The organism is Streptomyces sp. NPDC048370, from assembly GCF_043200825.1.
GTDB lineage: Bacteria > Actinomycetota > Actinomycetes > Streptomycetales > Streptomycetaceae > Streptomyces.
Map to the genome: position 1 here is coordinate 82,415 of NZ_JBICYI010000013.1, position 20,367 is coordinate 102,781.

General features: G+C 73.4%; 14 protein-coding genes. 5 read left to right on the forward strand and 9 right to left on the reverse strand.

What is annotated here, in order from left to right; genetic code table 11:
* Window positions 1–10 precede the first annotated feature (10 nt).
* The 3 genes from ACGFYP_RS26020 to ACGFYP_RS26030 form a co-directional block, all read right to left on the reverse strand.
* Window positions 11–886, reverse strand: coding sequence for a hypothetical protein (locus ACGFYP_RS26020; RefSeq protein ID WP_393498098.1), 876 nt, complete (start codon window positions 884–886; stop codon window positions 11–13).
* A gap of 91 nt (window positions 887–977) precedes the next feature.
* On the reverse strand, window positions 978–4,391 hold the full coding sequence (locus tag ACGFYP_RS26025; protein WP_393498101.1) for an ATP-dependent helicase: 3,414 nt from the start codon (window positions 4,389–4,391) through the stop codon (window positions 978–980).
* A 166-nt stretch (window positions 4,392–4,557) separates the two neighbouring features.
* Entirely contained in the window at window positions 4,558–4,986 is a 429-nt protein-coding gene (locus tag ACGFYP_RS26030; RefSeq protein ID WP_393498104.1) for an MGMT family protein, read from the reverse strand.
* A gap of 198 nt (window positions 4,987–5,184) precedes the next feature.
* Between ACGFYP_RS26030 and ACGFYP_RS26035 the strand changes: the two genes are divergently transcribed.
* The 5 genes from ACGFYP_RS26035 (at window position 5,185) to ACGFYP_RS26055 (ending at window position 12,152) form a co-directional block, all read left to right on the forward strand.
* Window positions 5,185–7,992: a YbhN family protein gene (locus ACGFYP_RS26035; RefSeq protein ID WP_393498109.1), complete on the forward strand. Its 2,808-nt coding sequence runs from the start codon at window positions 5,185–5,187 to the stop codon at window positions 7,990–7,992.
* A 104-nt stretch (window positions 7,993–8,096) separates the two neighbouring features.
* Complete coding sequence (locus tag ACGFYP_RS26040) at window positions 8,097–8,402, forward strand: metalloregulator ArsR/SmtB family transcription factor (RefSeq protein WP_361964186.1); 306 nt, start codon at window positions 8,097–8,099, stop codon at window positions 8,400–8,402.
* The gene (locus tag ACGFYP_RS26045) at window positions 8,399–8,788 is read left to right on the forward strand and encodes a VOC family protein (protein ID WP_393498113.1); all 390 of its coding nucleotides are present in this window, start codon (window positions 8,399–8,401) and stop codon (window positions 8,786–8,788) included. Before ACGFYP_RS26040 ends, ACGFYP_RS26045 begins: the two co-directional genes overlap by 4 nt.
* A gap of 104 nt (window positions 8,789–8,892) precedes the next feature.
* A complete protein-coding gene (locus ACGFYP_RS26050; protein ID WP_393498116.1) occupies window positions 8,893–10,458 on the forward strand; it encodes an alpha/beta hydrolase in 1,566 nt (521 codons plus the stop codon).
* Between the two features lie 155 nt (window positions 10,459–10,613).
* Window positions 10,614–12,152, forward strand: a complete 1,539-nt coding sequence (locus tag ACGFYP_RS26055) for an alpha/beta hydrolase (RefSeq protein WP_393498119.1) — start codon at window positions 10,614–10,616, stop codon at window positions 12,150–12,152.
* 250 nt (window positions 12,153–12,402) lie between these two features.
* Here ACGFYP_RS26055 and moeZ read toward each other — a convergent pair whose 3' ends face one another.
* The 6 genes from moeZ to ACGFYP_RS26085 all read right to left on the reverse strand — a co-directional run bounded on the left by moeZ (window position 12,403) and on the right by ACGFYP_RS26085 (window position 20,094).
* The gene (gene moeZ / locus ACGFYP_RS26060; protein ID WP_361964193.1) at window positions 12,403–13,581 is read right to left on the reverse strand and encodes an adenylyltransferase/sulfurtransferase MoeZ; all 1,179 of its coding nucleotides are present in this window, start codon (window positions 13,579–13,581) and stop codon (window positions 12,403–12,405) included.
* Between the two features lie 63 nt (window positions 13,582–13,644).
* On the reverse strand, window positions 13,645–14,409 hold the full coding sequence (locus tag ACGFYP_RS26065; RefSeq protein ID WP_393498124.1) for a spherulation-specific family 4 protein: 765 nt from the start codon (window positions 14,407–14,409) through the stop codon (window positions 13,645–13,647).
* Window positions 14,397–15,356, reverse strand: coding sequence for an NAD-dependent epimerase/dehydratase family protein (locus ACGFYP_RS26070; RefSeq protein ID WP_361964195.1), 960 nt, complete (start codon window positions 15,354–15,356; stop codon window positions 14,397–14,399). Before ACGFYP_RS26070 ends, ACGFYP_RS26065 begins: the two co-directional genes overlap by 13 nt.
* 147 nt (window positions 15,357–15,503) lie before the next feature.
* Window positions 15,504–16,979: a hypothetical protein gene (locus ACGFYP_RS26075; RefSeq protein ID WP_393498128.1), complete on the reverse strand. Its 1,476-nt coding sequence runs from the start codon at window positions 16,977–16,979 to the stop codon at window positions 15,504–15,506.
* A gap of 13 nt (window positions 16,980–16,992) precedes the next feature.
* Window positions 16,993–18,615 (reverse strand): DUF3492 domain-containing protein, encoded by a 1,623-nt coding sequence (locus tag ACGFYP_RS26080; RefSeq protein ID WP_393498131.1) that lies wholly within the window; start codon window positions 18,613–18,615, stop codon window positions 16,993–16,995.
* Window positions 18,616–19,026: 411 nt separating this feature from the next.
* Window positions 19,027–20,094: a DUF3152 domain-containing protein gene (locus tag ACGFYP_RS26085; RefSeq protein ID WP_393498134.1), complete on the reverse strand. Its 1,068-nt coding sequence runs from the start codon at window positions 20,092–20,094 to the stop codon at window positions 19,027–19,029.
* Between the last annotated feature and the right edge of the window lie 273 nt (window positions 20,095–20,367).

Here is a 20,367-nt window from a genome sequence, read left to right on the forward strand (position 1 = left end):
AAGCACGGGGTCACGCGGGCGTGCCCGGGTCCAACTTCGTCAGGTCCACCGTCTCGTCCGCCGGGGGTACGACGACCTTGACCGGCTTGTCGTAGTCGGAGAGCTCGACGGAGCCCGGTTCGTCGCCGCCCGTCTTGACCATCTTGAGGATGTAGGGCTTGCCCTCCTGCGCGACGGACACCGTGGTCGTCTCGCCACCGGGCTTCTTCTTCACGACGGTCGCGACGGGCGTCCCCCGGACCTCGGCGTCCGGTCCCCTGGTCAGGCCCTGGCGTTCGCCCTTGTCGTCGCCGAGGTCGGCGAGGAGCGCGTCGAGGTCACAGACCCCGCTCAGGTCGCTGCTGCCCGCCTGCCCCGGCGTGATCTTCAGCCACCGTCCCTTGACGAGTTCGATCGTGGCGTCGATCTGGGGCGGGGGTACGCCCTGGGAGGTCATGGAGGTGCGCCAGAACTTCTCGTCGCCCTTCAGGTACGTGATCCGGTCGGCCTGGCGCAGCTCGGCCTTGCCGCCGCCGACCTTCATCGCCCCGGTGCAGTTGTTCTTGTCGTCGAGCGCGATGTCGATGTCCAGGGGCTGGTCCTCGGACACGACCCGGCCGGTCATCCGCAGGGAGGTCGCGGACTGGGTGGCGTCGACGCCCCGGTCGGCGATCTGGTCGGCGGTCAGGTTCTCGAAGGGGTCGGGCGTGGGGGCGAGGGCGGCGGTGGCCGCGGTGGCCGCTGCCGGTCCCGGCTGCGCCCAGGCGGCGGGGGCGACGAGCCCGGCTGCCGCGACCGTCGCCGCCGCGCAGACGGCCGCCGCCGCGGTACGGGCCCTGTGGCGGGGGGTGATGCTGGTGGTCCTGGGTTGGGGGGTGGTCCTGCCGTGGGGGGTGGACGGCGCCATGGCGAGCCTCCTCGCGGATTCCCCCGTTCACCCACCAGGGTGACCCCGGCGGCGGGCGGCCGCGACTTCGGGCGAGCCCGTATCGGGACCGTCACTCCACGATGTGGCGGCCCTCCGGCTGGGCGCTGCACGCGGAGCGGAAGGTGCAGTGGGTGCAGTGCTGGCCGGTGCTGGGGGTGAAGCGCTCGTCGAGGACCCGGCCGGCGGCGGTGGCCAGCAGGTCGCCGACCCACTCCCCCGCGAGGGGTTCCTGTGCCTGGACCTTCGGGAGGGACTCCCCGCCCTCCTTCTTGGGGGCGGGCTGGCGCAGCTGGACGAGTTCGGCGCCGCCGGGCTCCGGGCGCCGGCCGTCGAAGACCTCGTCCAGGGCTCCTTCGCGTACCGCGAGCTGGTAGACGGCGAGCTGGGGGTGGTGCGCGACCTCGTCCTTGGTGGGCGCGGACTTGCCGGTCTTGAAGTCGACGACGTACGCGCGGCCGTGCTCGTCGGTCTCGACGCGGTCCATGGAGCCGCGGATGCGGACCTCGTACGCGCCGGCTTCGAGGGTCACGTCGAAGTCGTGCTCGGTGGCGGCGGGGGCGCGGCCGCCGCGGTCCATGACGTGCCAGCGCAGGAAGCGTTCCAGCGCCACGCGCGCGTGCTGCTTCTCCTGGTCGGACTTCCAGGGGGCGTCGAAGGCGAGTGCGTCCCAGACCGAGTCGAGGCGGGCCATGAGGACGTCGAGGTCGGCGGGGGTACGGCCGGAGGCGACCTCGTCGGCGAGGACGTGGACGACGTTGCCGAAGCCCTGGGCGGCGGTGGCGGGGGCGGCGGCCTTGACCTCGCGGCCGAGGAACCACTGCAGGGCGCAGGTGTTGGCGAGCTGGTCGAGGGCCGAGCCGGAGAGGGCGACGGGGTGGTCGCGGTCACGGAGCGGCACCTGGCTGCGGGTGGGCTCGAAGAGGCCCCACCAGCGGTCGGGGTGGGCGGCCGGGACGAGCGGCTGGCCCTCGTCGTCGGTGAGCGCGGCGAGCTGGGCGAGGCGCTGCGCCGCGGCGTCGCGGAGGGCGTCGGACGCGGCCGGGTCGACGGTCGTGGCGCGCAGCTCGGCGACGAGCGCGGCGACGGCGAGGGGGCGGCGGGGGCGGCCGGTGACGTCCTTGGGTTCGGGGCCGAGTTCGGTGAGGAAGCGGGAGGGCTGGTCGCCGTCGTCGGCGGGGGTCTTGACGGCGGTGACGACGAGCCGGTCGCGGGCGCGGGTGGCGGCGACGTAGAAGAGGCGGCGTTCCTCGGCGAGGAGGGCGCCGGGGGTGAGGGGTTCGGCGAGGCCGTCGCGGCCGATGCGGTCGGCCTCCAGGAGGGAGCCGCGGCGGCGCAGGTCGGGCCAGAGGCCCTCCTGGACGCCGGCGACGACGACGAGGCTCCATTCGAGGCCCTTGGCGCGGTGGGCGGTCATGAGGCGGACGGCGTCGGGGCGGGTCTGGCGCTTGGAGAGGGTGTCGGCGGCGATGTCCTGGGCGTCGAGCTCTTCGAGGAAGTTCAGGGCGCCGCGGCCGCCGACGCGGTCCTCGGCGCGGGCGGCGGTCTCGAAGAGCGCGCAGACGGCGTCGAGGTCACGGTCGGCGTTGCGGCCGGCCGGGCCGCCCCGGAGCGCGGCGCGCTCCAGGCGACCGGGCCAGGGCGTGCCGTTCCAGAGCAGCCAGAGGGCCTCTTCGGCGGTGCCGCCTGCGGCGAGGCGGTTACGGGCCTGCTGGAGCAGCTCGCCGAGGCGCTTGGCGCCCCGGGCGTACGACTGGTCGTGCGCGACGAGCCGCTCGGGCTCGGCGAGCGCACGGGCGAGCAGCACGTCGGAGGGCGGCGGCACCTTGTTCCCCCCGGCCCGCTCCTCGTCCCGCAGCGCCCGCCCGAGCCGCCGCAGGTCGGCGGGGTCCATCCCGGCGAGCGGCGAGGCGAGGAGGGAGAGCGCGGTCTCGGTGTCGAGCCAGACGGGGGACTCGGGGTGGGGGGCGTCGCCGGTGGGCGCCTCGCTGGTGGGCGCGTCACCGCCAAGAGCGTCACCAGCGACCATGCCGTCGGTCGCCGCGTCGGCATCGCCGTCAGCGTGGGCGTCGGCGTCGGCGTCGGCGTCGAACCGTACGCCCTGGTCACCCCGACCGGTGGTCGAGGTCGTCGCCGCCGCGCGCAAGGCCAGCAGGAGCGGGGCCACCGCTGGTTCGTGGCGGAGGGGGGTGTCGGCGGTGTCCGTTTCCAGGGGGACGCCGGCGGAGGTGAGGGCGCGGCGGAGGGCCGGGACGGTGGAGGTCGCGCGGACCAGGACCGCCATGTCCTGCCAGGGGACGCCGTCCTCCAGGTGGGCGCGGCGCAGGAGGTCGGCGATGTTGTCGGACTCCGTGGAGGCCGTCGGGTACGTGAAGACCTCCACCCGGCCGCCGTCGCGCACCGCCGCCAGGTCGCGGTGCGCGCGGACCTTGTCGGCGGGCAGCCGGGGCATCGGCATGCGCCGGGTGAGCTCCCGGGTCGCGGCGAGCAGCTCCGCGCCCGAGCGCCGGGAGCGCGTCAGGACCCGGACCTCCGCCGGACGCCCGTCCGGGCCCGCGAAGGTGTCGGGGAAGTCGAGGATGCCGTTCACGTCCGCGCCCCGGAAGGCGTAGATCGACTGGTCCGGGTCGCCGAAGGCGACCACCGTGCGCCCGCCCCCCGCCAGCGCCCGCAGCAGCCGCACCTGCGCCGGGTCCGTGTCCTGGTACTCGTCGACGAAGACAGCGTCGTAGTCCGGCAGCGTCACCCGCTCCGCGAGCAGCACCGCCCGGTGCACCAGCTCCGTGTAGTCGAGGACCCCTTGGAGGTCCAGGACGTCCAGGTACTCCGCAAGGAAGCCGGCCGCCGCCTTCCAGTCGGGCCGCCCCACGCGCTGGGCGAACTCCGCGAGCGCCCGCGGCCCCAGCCCCAGCTCACGGGAGCGCGCGAGGACCGCCCGTACCTCGTCGGCGAAGCCCCGGGTCGTCAGGCAGGCCCGCAGTTCGTCGGGCCACCGCACCCGCGCGAGCCCCGCCTTCGCCAGGTCGATCTGGCCGGCGAGAAGCTCCCGTACGGCGAGGTCCTGCTCCGGTCCCGACAGCAGCCGCAGCGGCTCCGCGAACAGCTCCGCGTCCTGGTGCGCGCGGATCAGGGCGTAGCAGTACGAGTGGAAGGTGGTCGCCTGCGGCGGCCGTACCCCTCCGAGCCGCACGGCCATCCGGTCGCGCAGTTCGACCGCCGCCTTGCGGCTGAAGGTGAGGACGAGGAGCCGCTCCGGGTCCGCGCCCTTCTCGATCCGGGCCGCGACCGCCTCCACCAGCGTCGTCGTCTTTCCCGTGCCCGGTCCGGCGAGGACGAGCAGCGGTCCGCCGGCGTGGTCAACCACTTCGCGCTGCGTTGCGTCAAGGACAGGGGGATCCACCCGCTCCGGGACGGTACGCACCAGTCGGTACGCGCCCGTGGTCCGCCCCTGGTACGGCGTACGCCGGGTGGTGGAGGAGGAACTCACGTGGATCGACCGGTCCTGAGCGAAGTGAGCGACATGGTGGAGAGGTGGAGAGGTGTACGGGGCGAACGACGACGTTACGGGATACGGAGGGCACCCGTGCCGTACTCCGTACGGGCCTCCGTACGGTCATCGGCCCGTCCGACCCGTCCGGCCATGGGCAAAGCTGTCACGTGTGAGTTCCCGCACGCAGCTCCCCGTCCGCGCCGCCACCGCCGCGTTCGGCCCCGCCCACACCGCCGGCGCCGCCCGCCCCGCCGTCCTGCCCGTCCCACCGTGCCCGTCGCATGTCGAGCTTCGGCACATGCCCCTCGGCGGACCGGCCGGCCTCCCGCAGCGGGGTGCCCTCGTCGCGGTAATGGCCGAGGGCCCGCAGCTCGTGGCCCGGCAGGAGCGCGCCGTCCGCGCGCACCACGCGCCACCACGGCACCGCCCCGCCGTAGAGGGCCATCACACGGCCGACCTGACGCGGGCCGCCCTCGCCGAGCCACTCGGCCACGTCTCCGTACGTCATCACGCGGCCCGGCGGGATCAGCTCCGCGACCTCCAGGACCCGTTCCGCGTACTCCGGAAGCTCCTCCACGCTCATCCGCCCCATCCTGCCTCACCCCACCGACAACGCCCTGTTGCCTCCGTGGGGCCCCGCTTCATGCCACCATCATCCGGGCGGTGACTGGTGATACGAGATCAAGAGCGACAAGACGAACAAGAAGAACAACAATTCGAACAAGGCGACAAACGCCCGGAACACTCGGAACACGCGGTACGTACGACACAGGCAGAGACGGACATGGTGATGGGGCACGACGCTCAGCCTCCTGAGGAGGAGGCGCGCCCCGGCACGCCCGCCCACGGCACGCCCGCCCCCGGAACGCCCGCGCCCGCCGCGCCCGCCACGCCCAGCCCGTCCGCCCCCCACGGCGCCCGGGCTCACGGACTCGGTCACGGCCCCTCCCCCGAGCTCGTCCCGGACTCCGTCCCCGAGGGCGAGCCGAGCGAGCGCGTGTCGCAGGACGAGCCGCTGCTCGCCGCCCGTGTGCACCGGCCCTCCGACCTGATGCGGCTGCTCATCGGCGTCCTCGCCATCGCCGTCGTCATCGCCATCGCCGCCTTCGCCCACGGCACCACCTCCGGTCTGGAGGAGGACATCAACAAGGGCGCGGGCGGTGCCCCCGACGTCTTCGTCAAGATCGCCGGGCTCGTCTCCAGCATCGCCGTCCTGCTCGTCCCCGTCGCCTTCGCCATCGAGCGGCTGATCAAACGCGACGGACTGCGGATCGCCGACGGCGTCCTCGCCGCCGTCCTCGCCCACGGGGTCACCCTCGCCACCGACCTCTGGGTCGCCAAGGCCGCGCCCGCCACCATCCAGGACGCGCTGACCCAGGCCGCGACCGGGGGCGGTCTCACCGACCCGGTGCACAACTACCTCGCGCCCGTCATCGCGTACATGACGGCCGTCGGCATGGCCCGCCGGCCGCGCTGGCGCGTGAGCCTGTGGGCGGTGCTGCTGCTCGACGCGTTCACGATGCTGGTCGCCGGGTACACCACCGCGTTCTCGGTCATCCTGACGGTGCTGATCGGCTGGACCGTCGCGTACGGAACGCTGTACGCCGTCGGCTCCCCCAACGTCCGCCCCACCGGGCAGACCCTCCTCGCCGGTCTGCGGCGGGTCGGCTTCAAGCCGGTCACGGCGCTGCGCGCCGAGGGTGCGGGCGTGCCGGACTCCGCCGACAGCGCGGACCGGGGCCGCCGGTACATCGTCACGCTGGAGGAGGGCGCTCCGCTCGACGTCACGGTCGTCGACCGCGAGCAGCAGGCGCACGGCTTCTTCTACCGCGCGTGGCGCCGACTGACCCTGCGGGCGATCACCACCCGCCGCTCGATCGTCTCGCTGCGCCAGGCCCTGGAGCAGGAGGCGCTGCTCGCGTACGCGGCGATCGCCGCCGGGGCCAACGCGCCCAAGCTGATCGCCACCTCGGAGCTCGGACCGGACGCCGTGATGCTCGTCTACGAGCACCTGGGCGGCCGAACCCTGGACTCGCTGGACGACGCCGAGATCACCGACGAGCTGGTGCAGAGCTCCTGGCGTCAGGTGCGGGCGCTGCAGTCCCGCCGGATCGCGCACCGGAGGCTCACAGGTGACGCGATTCTGGTGGATCGTTCCGGCAAGGTCATCCTGACGGACCTGCGGGGCGGTGAGATCGCCGCGGGCGACCTGGTCCTGCGGATGGACATCGCCCAGCTCCTCACCACCCTCGGCCTGCGCGTCGGCGCCGAGCGTGCCGTGGCCGGGGCCGTCGACGTGCTCGGCCCTGACGCCATCGCCGACTGTCTCCCCCTCCTCCAGCCGATCGCGCTCAGCCGCTCCACGCGCGCGACGCTCAGGAAACTGGCCCGCGAGCGGTCGAAGCGCGAACGCGAGGCCGTCATCGAAGCCTCGCAGGCGGCGAAGCGGGCCCGGGTGGAGGCCGCGGCGGCCGAACCGGGGACCGGCGCGGTCGACTCCAAGATCGACCGCAAGTCCGACCGGAAGCTGGAGAAGGCGGAGAAGCAGGCCGAGAAGCGGGCCATCGACGAGGCGCTCGACGACGCCCGCGAGGAGGACCTGCTGGCGCAGATCCGCCAACAGGTGCTGCTGATCCGGCCGCAGGCGCCGGTCGAACCCGTCCGTCTGGAGCGGATCAAGCCGCGCACGCTCATCAGCCTCATCGCCGGCGCCGTCGCCGCGTACTTCCTGCTCTCGCAGATCGCCCGGACGCCGCTGTCGACGATCAGCTCGGCGGACTGGCGGTGGGTCGCGGCGGCCGTGCTGTTCTCGGCGCTGAGCTATGTCGCCGCCGCGATGAGCCTGCTCGGCTTCGTACCGGAGCGGGTCGGGTTCTGGCGGACGGTGGTCGCGCAGGTGGCCGGGTCGTTCGTGAAGATCGTCGCCCCGGCGGCGGTCGGCGGTGTCGCGCTGAACACCCGGTTCCTCCAGCGCTCGGGGGTGCGGCCGGGGCTCGCGGTGGCGAGCGTCGGCGCGTCGCAGCTGTTCGGGCTCGGCGCGCACATCCTGCTCCTGCTCGCCTTCGGCTATCTGACGGGTACGGAGAAGTCGCAGTCGTTCACCCCGTCCCGGACGGTCATCGCCGGTCTGTTGACGGTGGCGGTGCTCGTCCTCGTGGTGACGGCGATCCCGTTCATGCGGAAGTTCGTCTCGACGCGGCTGCGCTCGCTCTTCGCGGGTGTCGTGCCGCGCATGCTGGACGTGCTCCAGCGGCCGCTGAAGCTGCTCACGGGCATCGGCGGCATGCTGCTCCTGACCGGTGTGTTCGTGCTCTGCCTGGACGCGTCGATCCGCGCGTTCGGCCACGACGCCCAGGGGCTGAGTTACGCCAGCGTGGCCGTCGTCTTCCTCGCGGGCAACGCCCTCGGCTCCGCGGCCCCGACCCCGGGCGGTGTGGGCGCGGTCGAGGGCGCGCTGACCTTCGGCCTGGTGGCGGTCGGCCTCCCGCTGGAGGTCGCGACCCCGGCGGTGCTGCTGTACCGGCTCCTGACGCTGTGGCTGCCGGTGCTGCCGGGCTGGATCTGCTTCAACTGGCTGACGAAGCGGGGAGCCCTGTAGGGGTTGTAGGGGTTGTAGGGGTTGTAGGGGTTGCAGGGCGGGAGCTCAAGGGCCGGCGGGGCCTCTAGTTGATAGGCAAGTCATCACTTGCCTATCGTGGGGGCATGGCTGATGATGTCTTCAAGGCGCTGGCCGACCCCACCCGCCGGCTCATCCTCGACGAGCTGGTGGACCGGGACGGCCAGACCCTTTTCGAGATATGCACACGACTGGTGACCAAGCACGGCGTGGGGCTGTCCCGTCAGGCGATCAGCCAGCACCTGGCCGTACTGGAATCGGCGGGTCTGCTGCTGACGCGGCGCGAAGGCCGCTACAAGTTCCACGACCTCCAGACCGGACCGCTCGAGCGCATCGTGACCCGGTGGCTCAGGCCGGACACACCCCCCGACACACCGGAGAGCACCCCATGAGGATCCATCTGACCCCGATCTACGTCGACGACCAGAAGAAGGCGCAGGCCTTCTACACCGACGTCCTCGGCTTCCAGCTGAAGCACGAGATCCCCCTGGGCCCGGCCCTGTGGCTGACCGTGGTCTCCCCCGAGCACCCGGACGGGACCGAACTGCTCCTGGAGCCCTCGCAGGGGCACCCCGCCGTGAAGCCGTACCGCGAGGCGCTGTTCAACGACGGCATTCCGCTCGCCTCCTTCGCCGTCGACGACGTACAGGCGGAGTTCGACCGGCTGACCGCGCGCGGCGTGCGGTTCACCCAGGACCCGCTGGCCATGGGCAACGTCACGACGGCGGTCTTCGACGACACCTGCGGAAACCTGATCCAGCTCGTCCACGCCGCATAGGGCCTGTCCGGCCATGATCCGCCGGACAGCCCCCAGCGGCGACCCCTCCCCCGGCTGGCCCACTCGCCCGCGCGGGGGAACGGGGTCCGGCGGACCATGGCTCTATGCCGATCTCCGCCGCGCAGCGCGCCGTCCTGTTCACCGCGACCACCGTGCTGCTCGTCGCCGGATGTTCGGACGGCGGAGACAACGACGAGGCGTCGGACCGGCCCACCGATCTCGCCGGACTCGCGGCGCAGCAGTTGGAGTGGGCGCCCTGCCCGCCGCCCTCCCCGGCCGAGGGCGGCGGGCAGGCGCCCTCGCCGCTCCCCGGCGGCACCCCGTGGGAGTGCTCCTTCATGGACGCGCCGCTCGACTACGCCAAGCCCGACGGCGAGACCATCGAGCTGGCCCTGATCCGCGCCCGGGCCCGCGACCAGGACAAGCGCATCGGCTCCATGATCTACAACTTCGGCGGCCCCGGCGGCTCCGGCGTCACCGCGCTGCCGTCCTTCGCCCCGGACTACGAGAAGCTCCGCACCCGCTACGACCTGGTCTCCTTCGACCCCAGGGGCGTCGGCCGCAGCGAGGACGTCAACTGTCTGAGCGACGAGGAGCTGGACGCCTACTACGCCCTGGACTTCACCCCCGACGACGCCGCAGAGGAACGGACCCTCTCCGACGCGCAGAAGAGGTACGCCGCCGGCTGCGAGAAGGAGTCCGGCGCCATGCTCCCGCGCGTCGGCACCGAGAACGCCGCCCGCGACATGGACCTGATGCGCCAGGTCCTCGGCGACGACAAGCTCCACTACTTCGGCATCTCGTACGGCACGGAACTCGGCGGCGTGTACGCCCACATGTTTCCGAAGAACGTCGGCCGCGCCCTCTTCGACGCGGTCGTCGACCCGAACGCGGGCACCGAGGCGGGCGCCCTCGGCCAGGCCAAGGGCTTCCAGCTCGCCCTGGACAACTTCGCGAAGGACTGCGTGGCGCGCGGCGACGAGTGCACGCTGCCCGGCTCGACGGTCGCCGAGATCGAGGGGTTCATCGTCGACCTGCTCGCCGAGCTCGACAAGAAGCCGATCGCCGGCATCGGCGACCGGAAGCTCACCGAGACACAGGCCACCAACGGCATCGCGCAGACCCTGTACTCCAAGGAGTTCTGGCAGTACCTGGAGCAGGGCCTCGACGATGCCGACGGCGGCGAGGGCGGGCTGCTCCTCACCTTCTCGGACTCCATGAACGGCCGTGACCCGAACGGCAGTTACAGCAACATCCAGGCGGCCAACGCGGCCATCAACTGCGTGGACTTCAAGGAGCGGTACACCCTCGGCCAGGCCAAGGAGCGGCTGCCGGAGTTCCGTAAGACCTCGGCGGTCTTCGGGAACTACATGGGCTGGGCGCTTTCGGGCTGCTCGCAGTGGCCGGTCCCCGGCACCTGGGAGCACCCCGACGTCTCCGCGCCCGGCTCCGCCCCCATCCTCGTGCTCGGCACGACGGGCGACCCGGCGACACCGTACGAGGGCACGCGGGCGATGGTGGAGGCGCTCGGCGACGGCGTCGGCGTGGAGCTGACGTACGAGGGCGAGGGCCACGGCGCGTACAACGCGGGCAACGCCTGCGTGCAGGCCCTCGTCGACAACTACTTCCTGGACGGGAAGGTGCCGGCCTCAGGCACGGTCTGCAAGTAGACGGTCGGCGAGTGACAGTCGGCGAGTGACGGTCGGCAAGTGACAGTGGGCGAGTGACGATCTGCACGTGACGGTCCGCGAGGAGGAGCCACCCCACCCGTGACCCGGCCGGGCCCCTAGGATGGCGGCTTCCGGTCCGGATCACGGGGGTTGCTTTGTCCAGATGGATACGGGTGGCGGCCCTGGCCGTCACCGGGCTGCTGGTCGCCGGGTGTACGAGCGCCCGGACGCCCGCCGACACCACCAGCCGTACGTCCCCGCCCTCCACGGACCCCAAGGCGCCGAACGCGCCCGCGCTCCCCGCCTCGCTCACCGGTCAGCGCCCCGAGTGGAAGCGCTGCGCCGCCCCCGAGGGCGGCGAGCGGCCCGGCGCCGACTGGCGCTGCGCCGGGGTCCGCGTCCCGCTCGACCACACCAAGCCCGACGGCGAGACCCTCACCATCGCGCTGATCCGCAAGGAGGCCCGCGACAAGGACGCGCGGACCGGCTCCCTGCTCTTCAACTTCGGCGGCCCGGGCGCCTCGGGCGTCGACTACCTCCCCCGCGCGGCCCAGGACTACGCCGGCCTGAACCGCCGCTACGACCTGGTCTCCTTCGACCCGCGCGGCGTCGCCCGCAGCTCCGGTGTGGTCTGCCGCGACGACAAGGAGCTGGCCGCCGCCGAGGCCGGTACGGACGTCACGCCGGACACGGCGGCCGAGGAGGCCGCGTACGTCGCCGACGGCGCCGCCTTCGGCGACGGGTGCGCCCGCCGCTCCGGCACGCTCATCCCGCACACCACCACCTCCAACACCGCACGCGACCTGGACCTGATCCGGCACGTCCTCGGCGACGAGAAGCTGAACTACTTCGGCATCTCCTACGGGACCGAGCTCGGCGCCGCCTACGCCCACCTCTTCCCGTCCCGGGTCGGCAGGACCGTCCTCGACGCGGTGGTCGACCCGGCGGCCGACTCCACGGGCCACGCCCGCAACCAGGCGATCGGCTTCCAGCGGGCCCTGGACAACTACTTCAAGAGCACGGGCGGGACCGCCGCCCAGGGCAACGCCCGGATCGTCCGCCTCCTGGAGAAGCTGGACCGGGAGCCGCTGACCGTCGGCGACCGGAAGCTGACCGACGGCCTCGCGCTCACCGGCATCGCGATCACGCTCTACTCCGAGAGCAGCTGGCCCCTGCTGACCTCGGCCCTCACGAAGGCCGAGAGCGGCGACGGCTCCGGCCTGTTGCGCCTCGCGGACGCCTACAACGACCGCGACGAGACGGGCCACTACGGCACCCAGTCCCACTCCCAGCGGGCGATCTCCTGCGCCGACTCCAGCGGGCGTCCGACGGTCGCGCAGGTGAAGGCCGTGCTGCCGGAGTTCCGGAAGCTGTCGCCCGTCTTCGGCCCGTTCCTGGCCTGGGACACGGCCGGTTGGTGCGCCGAGTGGCCGGTGAAGGGCGAGCGGGCCGACCCGGAGGCGAGCGCGCCCGGCGCGGGACCGATCCTGGTCGTCGGGACGACCGGCGACCCTGCGACCCCGTACGAAGGGGCCGAGCGGATGGCGAAGGAGCTGGGCGCGGGCGTGGGCGTCCTGGTCAGCAACGAGGGCGAGGGCCACGGCGCGTACGGCACGTCGGCGTGCGTGACGCGGACGATCGACGCGTACCTCCTGGACGGCAAGGTCCCGGCGTACGGCACGCGCTGCTCGTGACCACGTCCTGAGACATCCCCGGAGACATGGGGAAGGGCCCCGGACCTGATCGCCAGGTCCGGGGCCCTTCTCTCGTCCGTACGCGGATCTAGGGCCTCTCGTTTGGATCATGCCGGGCTCGCGGGCCCTGGCACCGCGCCTCGCCGCGTTGTCGTCGGTTGCCATGGCTCCGCCATGACGCCCTCCTCCGCCTTGCGATGCACGGCACCAGACCCCGCTCCCTGATCCGGCCTGACCCAAACGAAAGACCCTAGTAGACCGGCTTGTCGGGCTCGATCTGGTGGACCCAGCCGATCACGCCGCCGCCGACGTGCACCGCGTCCGCGAAGCCCGCGGACTTGAGCACGGCGAGGACTTCCGCACTGCGGACACCCGTCTTGCAGTGCAGGACGATCCGCTTGTCCTGCGGCAGGTCCTGCAGGGCGGTGCCCATCAGGAACTCGCCCTTCGGGATCAGTCGCGCGCCGGGGATCGACACGATCTCGTACTCGTTGATCTCTCGAACGTCGATGATGTCGATGTTCTCGCCGTCGTCGATCCACTCCTTGAGCTGCTTGGGAGTGATCGTCGAGCCGGCCGCCGCCTCCTGGGCCTCCTCGGACACGACGCCGCAGAAGGCCTCGTAGTCGATGAGCTCGGTGACGGTCGGGTTCTCGCCGCAGACCGCGCAGTTCGGGTCCTTGCGGACCTTCACCTGGCGGTACTGCATCTCCAGGGCGTCGTAGATCATCAGCCGGCCGACCAGCGGGTCGCCGACACCGGCGAGGACCTTGATCGCCTCGGTGACCTGGATGGAGCCGATCGACGCGCAGAGCACGCCGAGGACGCCGCCCTCGGCGCAGGAGGGGACCATGCCCGGCGGCGGGGGCTCCGGGTAGAGGCAGCGGTAGCAGGGACCGTACTCGGACCAGAAGACGGAGGCCTGGCCGTCGAAGCGGTAGATCGAGCCCCAGACGTACGGCTTGTTCAGGAGCACGCACGCGTCGTTGACGAGGTAGCGCGTGGCGAAGTTGTCCGTGCCGTCGACGATCAGGTCGTACTGACTGAAGATCTCCATCACGTTCTCGGCCTCGAGCCGCTCTTCGTGGAGGATCACGTTCACGTACGGGTTGATGCCGAGGACCGAGTCCTTCGCGGACTCCGCCTTGGAGCGGCCGATGTCCGCCTGGCTGTGGATGATCTGGCGCTGCAGGTTCGACTCGTCGACCTCGTCGAACTCCACGATGCCGAGCGTGCCCACACCGGCCGCGGCCAGGTACATCAGGGCCGGCGAACCGAGGCCACCGGCGCCCACACAGAGCACCTTGGCGTTCTTCAGCCGCTTCTGCCCGTCCATCCCGACATCAGGGATGATCAGGTGGCGGGAGTACCTGCGGACCTCGTCTACGGTGAGCTCGGCAGCCGGCTCGACCAGGGGTGGCAGCGACACGGGGGCTCCGTTGGTCGGTATGTCAGTACGGTTGTTCTCCCCGTAACACTGCCACGGCCCTTCTCATTCCGAGACACCTGGTCCAAGGCGCGAGACGATTTCGTCCCAGTAGCCGGGCAGAGTCTGGAATGCGCTGATTCGCCCGTCGTGGTCCGTTCGACCGGTCTGGTCGGTGAAGAAGATGGTCCCCGCGCCCTGCCAGCGGGCGATCCGCATCGCCTCGTCGAGGTGGCTGCGCGGCACCCCGTGGACGAGGTGGACGAACTTCTCCGGCGGGTACTCCGCCGTCCACTCGGCCACCTGCGACCAGCGGTAGTCGGTCCACGGCCCGCGGAACGTGACCAGCTGGTCGGCCGTCTCGGCGTAGCCGGGGTACGGATGGGTGCCGTGGCCGAGGACGAGGTGGGCCTCGCCGTCGAGCACCGCCTCCAGGGTGGCCGCGACGCGCCGCACCTCGGGCAGGTCGGCCCGGTCGGTGGGACAGCGGTCCAGGTAGAAGCCGCCGACCTTGTACCAGTCGAGGAAGCGATGGGCGTCCGAGACGATCTCGCCGAAGTCGCGCGAACCGTGGGCGAGGTCGAGGTGCCCGAGCACCCGCACGCCCGCGTTCTTGAGGCGGCCCGCCGCCTCCAGGCAGTGCGGGTCGGGCCGGTCCCCCGGCCCCTCGGCGACGTTGAGCACGGCCCAGTGCAGGGGGGTGCCTGGGCGGGTCAGTTCGGCCCATTCGACGGGGGCGAGCAGCGGGTGGGCGTAGCCGGGGACGCCGAAGCCCGTCTCCCGCTCCTGGACGGCCCCGGTGAGCGTCGTGGGCGTGGTCAGATGCGGCACGCCGCCTCCATCCAGATGTCGGCGAGGGATTCCTCGAGGTTGATCCGGGGCCGCCAGCCGAGCCGGTCGCGGGCGGTGCGCACGTCGGCCTGCTGCCAGCTGCCGCAGCCGTCGGGGTACGGGTAGGGCGCGGCGGCCAGCTGTTCGGCGATGGTCTCGGTGCGCGGAGCGCCGATCATCGGCCGCTGGGGCGGGCCGTCGAGCTCGTGCAGGGTCCCGGCGTAGCCCGCGACCCTGGCCAGGACGGCGGCGGCGTCACGGAGCTTGACGGCGCGTCCGGTGCCGATGTTGACGACGCCCTGCGCGGCGGAGAGCGAGGCGGCGTGGACGGCGCGGGCGACGTCCCTTACGTCGACGAAGTCGCGCTGGACGCCGAGGCCGCTGAGCTTGAGCTCGCCGTCGCCCGCCTGCATCGCGCGGCGCATGGCCTCGGCGAGCCGGCCGAGCGGGGAGCCGGCGGGTGTGCCGGGGCCTACGGGTGAGAAGACCCGCAGGACGACGGCGTCGAGGCCGGAGCCGAGGACGAGTTCGGTCGCGGCGAGCTTGGAGACCCCGTACGGGCCGCCGGGGCGGGGCACGGCGTCCTCCGCGGTGGAGGAGCCGGGCTGGGAGGGGCCGTACTCGGAGGCGCAGCCGACCTGGACGAGCCGGGCCCCGCAGCCGCTGCGGCGAAGAGCCTCGCAGACGGTGGCGACGGCGACGGTGTTGTGCCGGGTCAGTTCGCGGGCCCCGCCGCGGGTGGCACCCGCGCAGTTGACGACGACTCCGGGGTGGACGGCGTCCAGGAAGCGGGTCAGCGCGCCGGGGCTGCCCCCGGCGAGGTCGAACCGTACGTCGGCGTCGTCGCCGCGCCCGAGGGCGGTGAGGTGCACCGCCGGGTCGGCGAGCAGCCGGTCGGCGACGAAACGTCCGAGGAACCCGTTGGCTCCGAGCAGCAGCACCCTCATCGTGCGGCCCCTTCGTGCCGACCGGCCGGTGCTGGGGGTAGGGAGGTCATGTCTCTTTCGTCTCCTTGGGATGGGTCCTGCGTGGTGGGTGCGCCCGCGGCGTCGGCTCCGCGGGTGCGCCGGGGTTCATGGGGTGTTCGGGGGCGTTCAACGGGTGCGCGGCGAGGCGGTGTGCCGTCGGCCCCGGGGATGGGCGTGGGCCGAGGCCCGCGAGAGGCTGGCGGTGGCGTGGGCGAGGAGGCCCAGCGCCGCGACGCCGCAGACGAGGGTGGGTACGGCTCCGGGGCCCCAGGTGTCGACCAGGGCGCGGACGGGGGCGGCGAGGGCGTCGCAGCCGGGGACCCGGGCCGCGAGGACGCTCGCGAGGGCGAGGGCCTCCCCGGCGCAGGCCGCGGCGAGGCCACCGGCGGCGGTCTCGGGGAAGCCGTGGACGGTGAGGAGCCGGGCGAGCAGGAGCAGGGCGCCGAGGGCGAGGGCGCCGGACGCGAAGCCGGTCAGGCTCAGCAGGCCGGCGAGGGCGGCGAGATGGAGCGCGACGGCGACGAGGAGCAGGGGGCGGGTGCCCACCGCGAAGTCCTCCAGGCCCCGGCTGGTGGCGAGCCTGCGGCGGGCCCGGCCGGCGAAGAGCCGGGCGCACCAGGCGGCGGGGGCGACGGCGAGCGCGAGGCCGAGGAGCGGTCCTGGGGTGACGGGCCAGGTGCCGTCGGGGCCTCCGGTGAGCGTGGCGTGGAGGAGGCCGTCCCCGCCGAGCGCGTACGCGAGGAGCCAGAGGGTCCAGACGCGGGCGGCGGGGACGGTGCGGCCGGCGGCGCGCAGGGGGCCGCGCCGTACGGCGACGGCGAGCGCGGCGGCCAGACCGAGGGCCCCGGCCACGCCGACGGCGAGGCGCACGGGCCCTTGGGTGAGGGCGAGTCCGGTGAGGGCGAGGGCGGCGACGGCGCCGGGCGCCAGGGCGGCCAGGGTCCAACCGGCCCACCCGGCGCTCGCCTCCGCCTCGTGCGCGGGGCGCTCGGGCGCCCCGTTTCCCCGCGGCACGCGCGCGTAGAGCTCTTCGGCGAGCGAGAAGACGTCCCGGTGCCGGAACCGCGCGGCGGTCCGGTCGGTGACCCCGTGCGCTTCGAGCCCGGCCGCGATCTCCAGGGGATCGACGGCCCGTTCGCACAGCTCCCGGTGCCGGTGCATGAGCGCCTTGACGGGGTCGGCGGGCCCCCGCCGCCCCCCGCCCACTATGGGTCCCGCGTCGGGGGCGGGCGCGGGGGCCGGGGCGGCCTTGCCCGCCGGGGCGGGCGTCGGCGTGGGCAGCGGGACGGTGTCGGCGACGGCGTCCACGGGCGACCGCAGATCGAGGTCCGACGGCGGGGCCGGCGCGGGCGCCACCGGCGCGGACTGGGCGGGCACGGGCGCCGCGGGCGCCACCGGCGCGGACGGCGCAGGCACGGGCGCCACCGGCGCGGGCGCCACCGGCACCGACGGGGACGGCAGCGAGGACACCGCGGGCGCGGTCGGCTGGCCGTCCGTCGTCACGGAGACCGTCACGGCCACCGTCAGGGCCGTCGTCTCGAGGAGAGTCTCCGAGTGGGAGTCCCAAGGGCCGGGGCTCGTCGGGGCGGCGGGGCCGCGCATGGGGGTGCCTCCTTCAGGCATCGGGGTCTCCCGCTCCGGTGGCGGCGCTCACGGCCTTGTCCGCCCAGATGCCGGGGACGTACGCCTCCGCCGGGTGGGCGAAGGGGACGCCCTCCGCGGCGCGGCGGCGGACCGGGGAGTGGGAGAGAAGTTCGAGGTAGATCCCGCGGAACGCCGCGAGGTTCTGCTCGATGGTGAAGAGTTCGAGCGCGCGGGCCCGCGCCGCCGCGCCAAGGCGGTACCGGCGCTCGGGGTCGCGCAACAGCGCCAGGCACGCGTCGGCGAGCGCCCGCGGATTGCGCGGGGGCACGACGAGCCCGGTGCCGCCGATGACCTCCACGACCGCGCCGACGTCCGTCGAGACCGTCGCCCGCGCGCAGAACATCGCCTCGACGAGGCTGATCGGGAAGCCCTCCACGACGCTGGAGAGGACGACCACCGCGCCCGCCGCGTACGCCTCGGCGAGCGTCGGCGCCTCCGGACCGCCGATCTCCTCGAAGGAGACCGGGTTCTCGCCGACGGCGTGCGCCCCCGGTGCCTCGTCGGGGAAGAGCTGGGCCGCGAGCGCCCTGCAGTGGGCGACGTACGCGTCCGCGCCCGGCTCGCGCACCGGCGCGGCGATGATCCTGAGCCGTACGTCGGGCTGCGCCCTGCGGACCTCGGCGAAGGCGTGGAGCAGTGCGATGAGGTCCTTGGCGGGCTCCACCCGGCCGACCCAGACGAGCGTCGCCGGGTCACCGCTCTCCTCGTCCTCGCCGACCTCGGTGAACCGCTCGGACTCCATGCCGGGGTAGACCGTGCGCAGCTTGGCGCGGTCGGCGCCGCACTTCTCCTGCCAGCGACGGGCGTGGGTGTTGCCGGGGGTGAGGAGCGCGGCCTGGCGGTAGACCTCGCCCGCGAGCCGTCCCTGGAAGGCGGCGAGCAGCGCGCGCACGGGGGCGGACCGGGGGGCTTCGCCGGTGGCGAGGTAGTGCGCGCGCAGCTGGACTCCGTACTCGGTGACCAGCAGGGGCGTGCCGAAGAAGCGTTTGGCCAACAGGCCGGGCAGCGCCGCCGATCCGCCGGAGGCGGCGTGGCAGAGGTCGACGGCGCCGAGTCCGTCCTCGCCGTACCAGTCGAGCGACAGCGGGCGCAGCGCGCGCTCCAGCTGGTCGACGACGTCGAGGTAGTCGGGGACGGTCGCGGCGGCCACGCCCCGGCGCGCGCCGGGCGCGCGGCAGGCGGCCTCCAGGGTGCGGACGGCGCGTTCGGAGCGCAGGGCGGCGTAGAGGCCGCCGTGCTCGCGGGCGAGGTCGGCGAGGCCGTAGAGCCCCTCGGCGAAGGAGGGGGCGCCGGTCGTGTCGTCCTCGGCGCAGACCCCGGTCACCAGCGCGCCGAAGTGCTCGTCGAAGCGCCGCCGTTCACGCCGCCCGTAGGTGTGGCCGTCGTCCTCGGGGGCCCAGAGCGGGGCCGTGCGGACGCAACGGACCTGCGGGGGCAGGTCGACCCAGCCAGCCTCTTCCTGGCGGGCGTTGCGGCTGAGGGCGTACACGTCGAACTCGTGCGGCGCGAGCCCGCGCACGAGCCGGTCGCACCAGAGCCTGGACTCACCCGTGGCGTACGGGTAGCCACCCTCCGTAAGCAGTCCGATCCGCATGAGTACACCCCCGATCTCGCTTGCCTCGCGGCCACCTCGGTCCGGCGACTCGCAGCGGGATGAACGTAAGCGGATGTACCGGTGGCGCGATGGACGGTTGTCCGTCGCGCCACCGGAAGGGGTGAATGCACGTAACTTTCCCACCCCGGTCGCGTTCCGTCGCGCTACGGGATGTTTCGCGTACGCAGAGTCAGGCTCCGGCCACGAGGAAATCCGCCGGATTGAGGGGCGGAATCGGGGGGAGGCGATGACCCGGACGCGGAAAGAGCCGAACGACCACACCGGTGGGCCATGCCGAATCCGATGAAGAACCGCGCGAGGAAAAACGCCCGTCGGCCGACACGGCCAGAACTACGACCACGACCACGCCCACGACCCCGGAAGAATTCCCGGCGCACTCCCCCGCCGGGGTCAATTCCCGGGATGCACCCAGGGGTTGGGGCGGCACTTGATGCCGTCGATGTCCAGCGACTTGGTCTGCTGCTGCATCACGGGGGCGAGCGCGCCGGGTGTGCGGCAGGTGACGTGGCTGTGCCCGAGCCGGTGGCCGACCTCGTGGTTGATGAGCATCTGGCGGTAGGCGAACATCGCCTTCGCGCCGAAGGTGTCGGAACCCTGCGCCCAGCGGAAGGCGTTGATCATGACGCGGGAGGTGGAGGCGGAGTCGCAGGACACGTTGTCGACGGTGGTGTCCAGGTCGGACTTGGCGCACCAGACGCCGGTGGTGCCGGGGCTGGCGAGCGTGATCACGAACTCGGGGTCCCCGCTGGAGATCCGCTCGAAGGTCATGGCGCCCTTGCCGGCCCAGCTGCGCTCGTCGTTCAGGGTCTTCTGCACGGCGTCGGCGAAGAGCTTCGGGTCGAGGCCGAGCCCCTTCTCGACGTCGACGCGGTACTGGACCTTGCGCCCCTTGCCCGGCGCCTTGTCGAAGCCGCCCACGGCCTCGAACTCGCCGGAGCCCTTGAGCTTCGGGTCGATCGGGTACTGGCGGGCCATCAACTGCTCGTACGTGGGCGGCGCGGCGGGTTCGGCGGCCGCGGGCGGCGCGGGGTGGGAGGGCGTCAGCCGGTCGTCGGAGCGGGAGGTGCCGCCCTGGTCGACGGCCCGGTCGGTGGGCCCTTCGGCGGACCGGGCGACGGCCGCGCCGGAGTCCCGGTCGGCCACCTGACCGGCGACGACGACGGCGAGGACGGTGGTGACGGCGGCGGCCGCGATGCCGGTGAGCGTACGGCCCTTGCCGCCCGTCCGGGCCGGGGCCTCCTCGGGGAGCTGCTCGTCGGGTTCGTCGTCCGGGTCGCTCTCCCGGCGCTGGCCGGGGATGAGGGGCGGGGGCGCATCGGCGGTCTCGGCCGGCGCGTTCCGGCGGCGGCCCTGCCAGTCGCCGTAGCGCTCGGGCCCGGGCCGGGTCTCGGTGTGTTCGGGATGCCCGCCCCGTACGGCCGTGTCGGCGGGGGCGGTGTAGACGGGGGTGCCGTGCATCGGCGTGTCCCAGACGGGCCGACCGCCGGGCGCGGGCTGCTGTCCGTACCCGCTCGGCGCCTGCCCGTACACGCCGGCGCCCGTGCCCTGCGCGTATCCGGTCCGGCGCCCTTGGGTCGCCCCGGGAACGTACGTGCCATAGGTGTCGCCCTGGGGGTACGTGTCGCCCCCGGCGTGGGGGGCGGCCTGGGCGTACGGGTCCTGCCGGTATGAGGTCTCCTCGGCGCCGGGTGCGCGCCTGCGGCGACCCGTTCCCGATCCGGCGGTTCCGGA

What these genes read in the sequence shown, in the direction of transcription:
- ACGFYP_RS26020 (WP_393498098.1), bottom strand. Translation starts at nt 886, where the DNA reads ATGGCGCCGTCCACCCCCCACGGCAGGACCACCCCCCAACCCAGGACC.
- ACGFYP_RS26030 (WP_393498104.1), bottom strand. Translation starts at nt 4,986, where the DNA reads ATGGGGCGGATGAGCGTGGAGGAGCTTCCGGAGTACGCGGAACGGGTC.
- ACGFYP_RS26035 (WP_393498109.1), top strand. Translation starts at nt 5,185, where the DNA reads ATGGGGCACGACGCTCAGCCTCCTGAGGAGGAGGCGCGCCCCGGCACG.
- ACGFYP_RS26040 (WP_361964186.1), top strand. Translation starts at nt 8,097, where the DNA reads ATGGCTGATGATGTCTTCAAGGCGCTGGCCGACCCCACCCGCCGGCTC.
- ACGFYP_RS26045 (WP_393498113.1), top strand. Translation starts at nt 8,399, where the DNA reads ATGAGGATCCATCTGACCCCGATCTACGTCGACGACCAGAAGAAGGCG.
- ACGFYP_RS26050 (WP_393498116.1), top strand. Translation starts at nt 8,893, where the DNA reads ATGCCGATCTCCGCCGCGCAGCGCGCCGTCCTGTTCACCGCGACCACC.
- ACGFYP_RS26070 (WP_361964195.1), bottom strand. Translation starts at nt 15,356, where the DNA reads ATGAGGGTGCTGCTGCTCGGAGCCAACGGGTTCCTCGGACGTTTCGTC.
- ACGFYP_RS26075 (WP_393498128.1), bottom strand. Translation starts at nt 16,979, where the DNA reads ATGCGCGGCCCCGCCGCCCCGACGAGCCCCGGCCCTTGGGACTCCCAC.
- ACGFYP_RS26080 (WP_393498131.1), bottom strand. Translation starts at nt 18,615, where the DNA reads ATGCGGATCGGACTGCTTACGGAGGGTGGCTACCCGTACGCCACGGGT.
- ACGFYP_RS26085 (WP_393498134.1), bottom strand. Translation starts at nt 20,094, where the DNA reads ATGCACGGCACCCCCGTCTACACCGCCCCCGCCGACACGGCCGTACGG.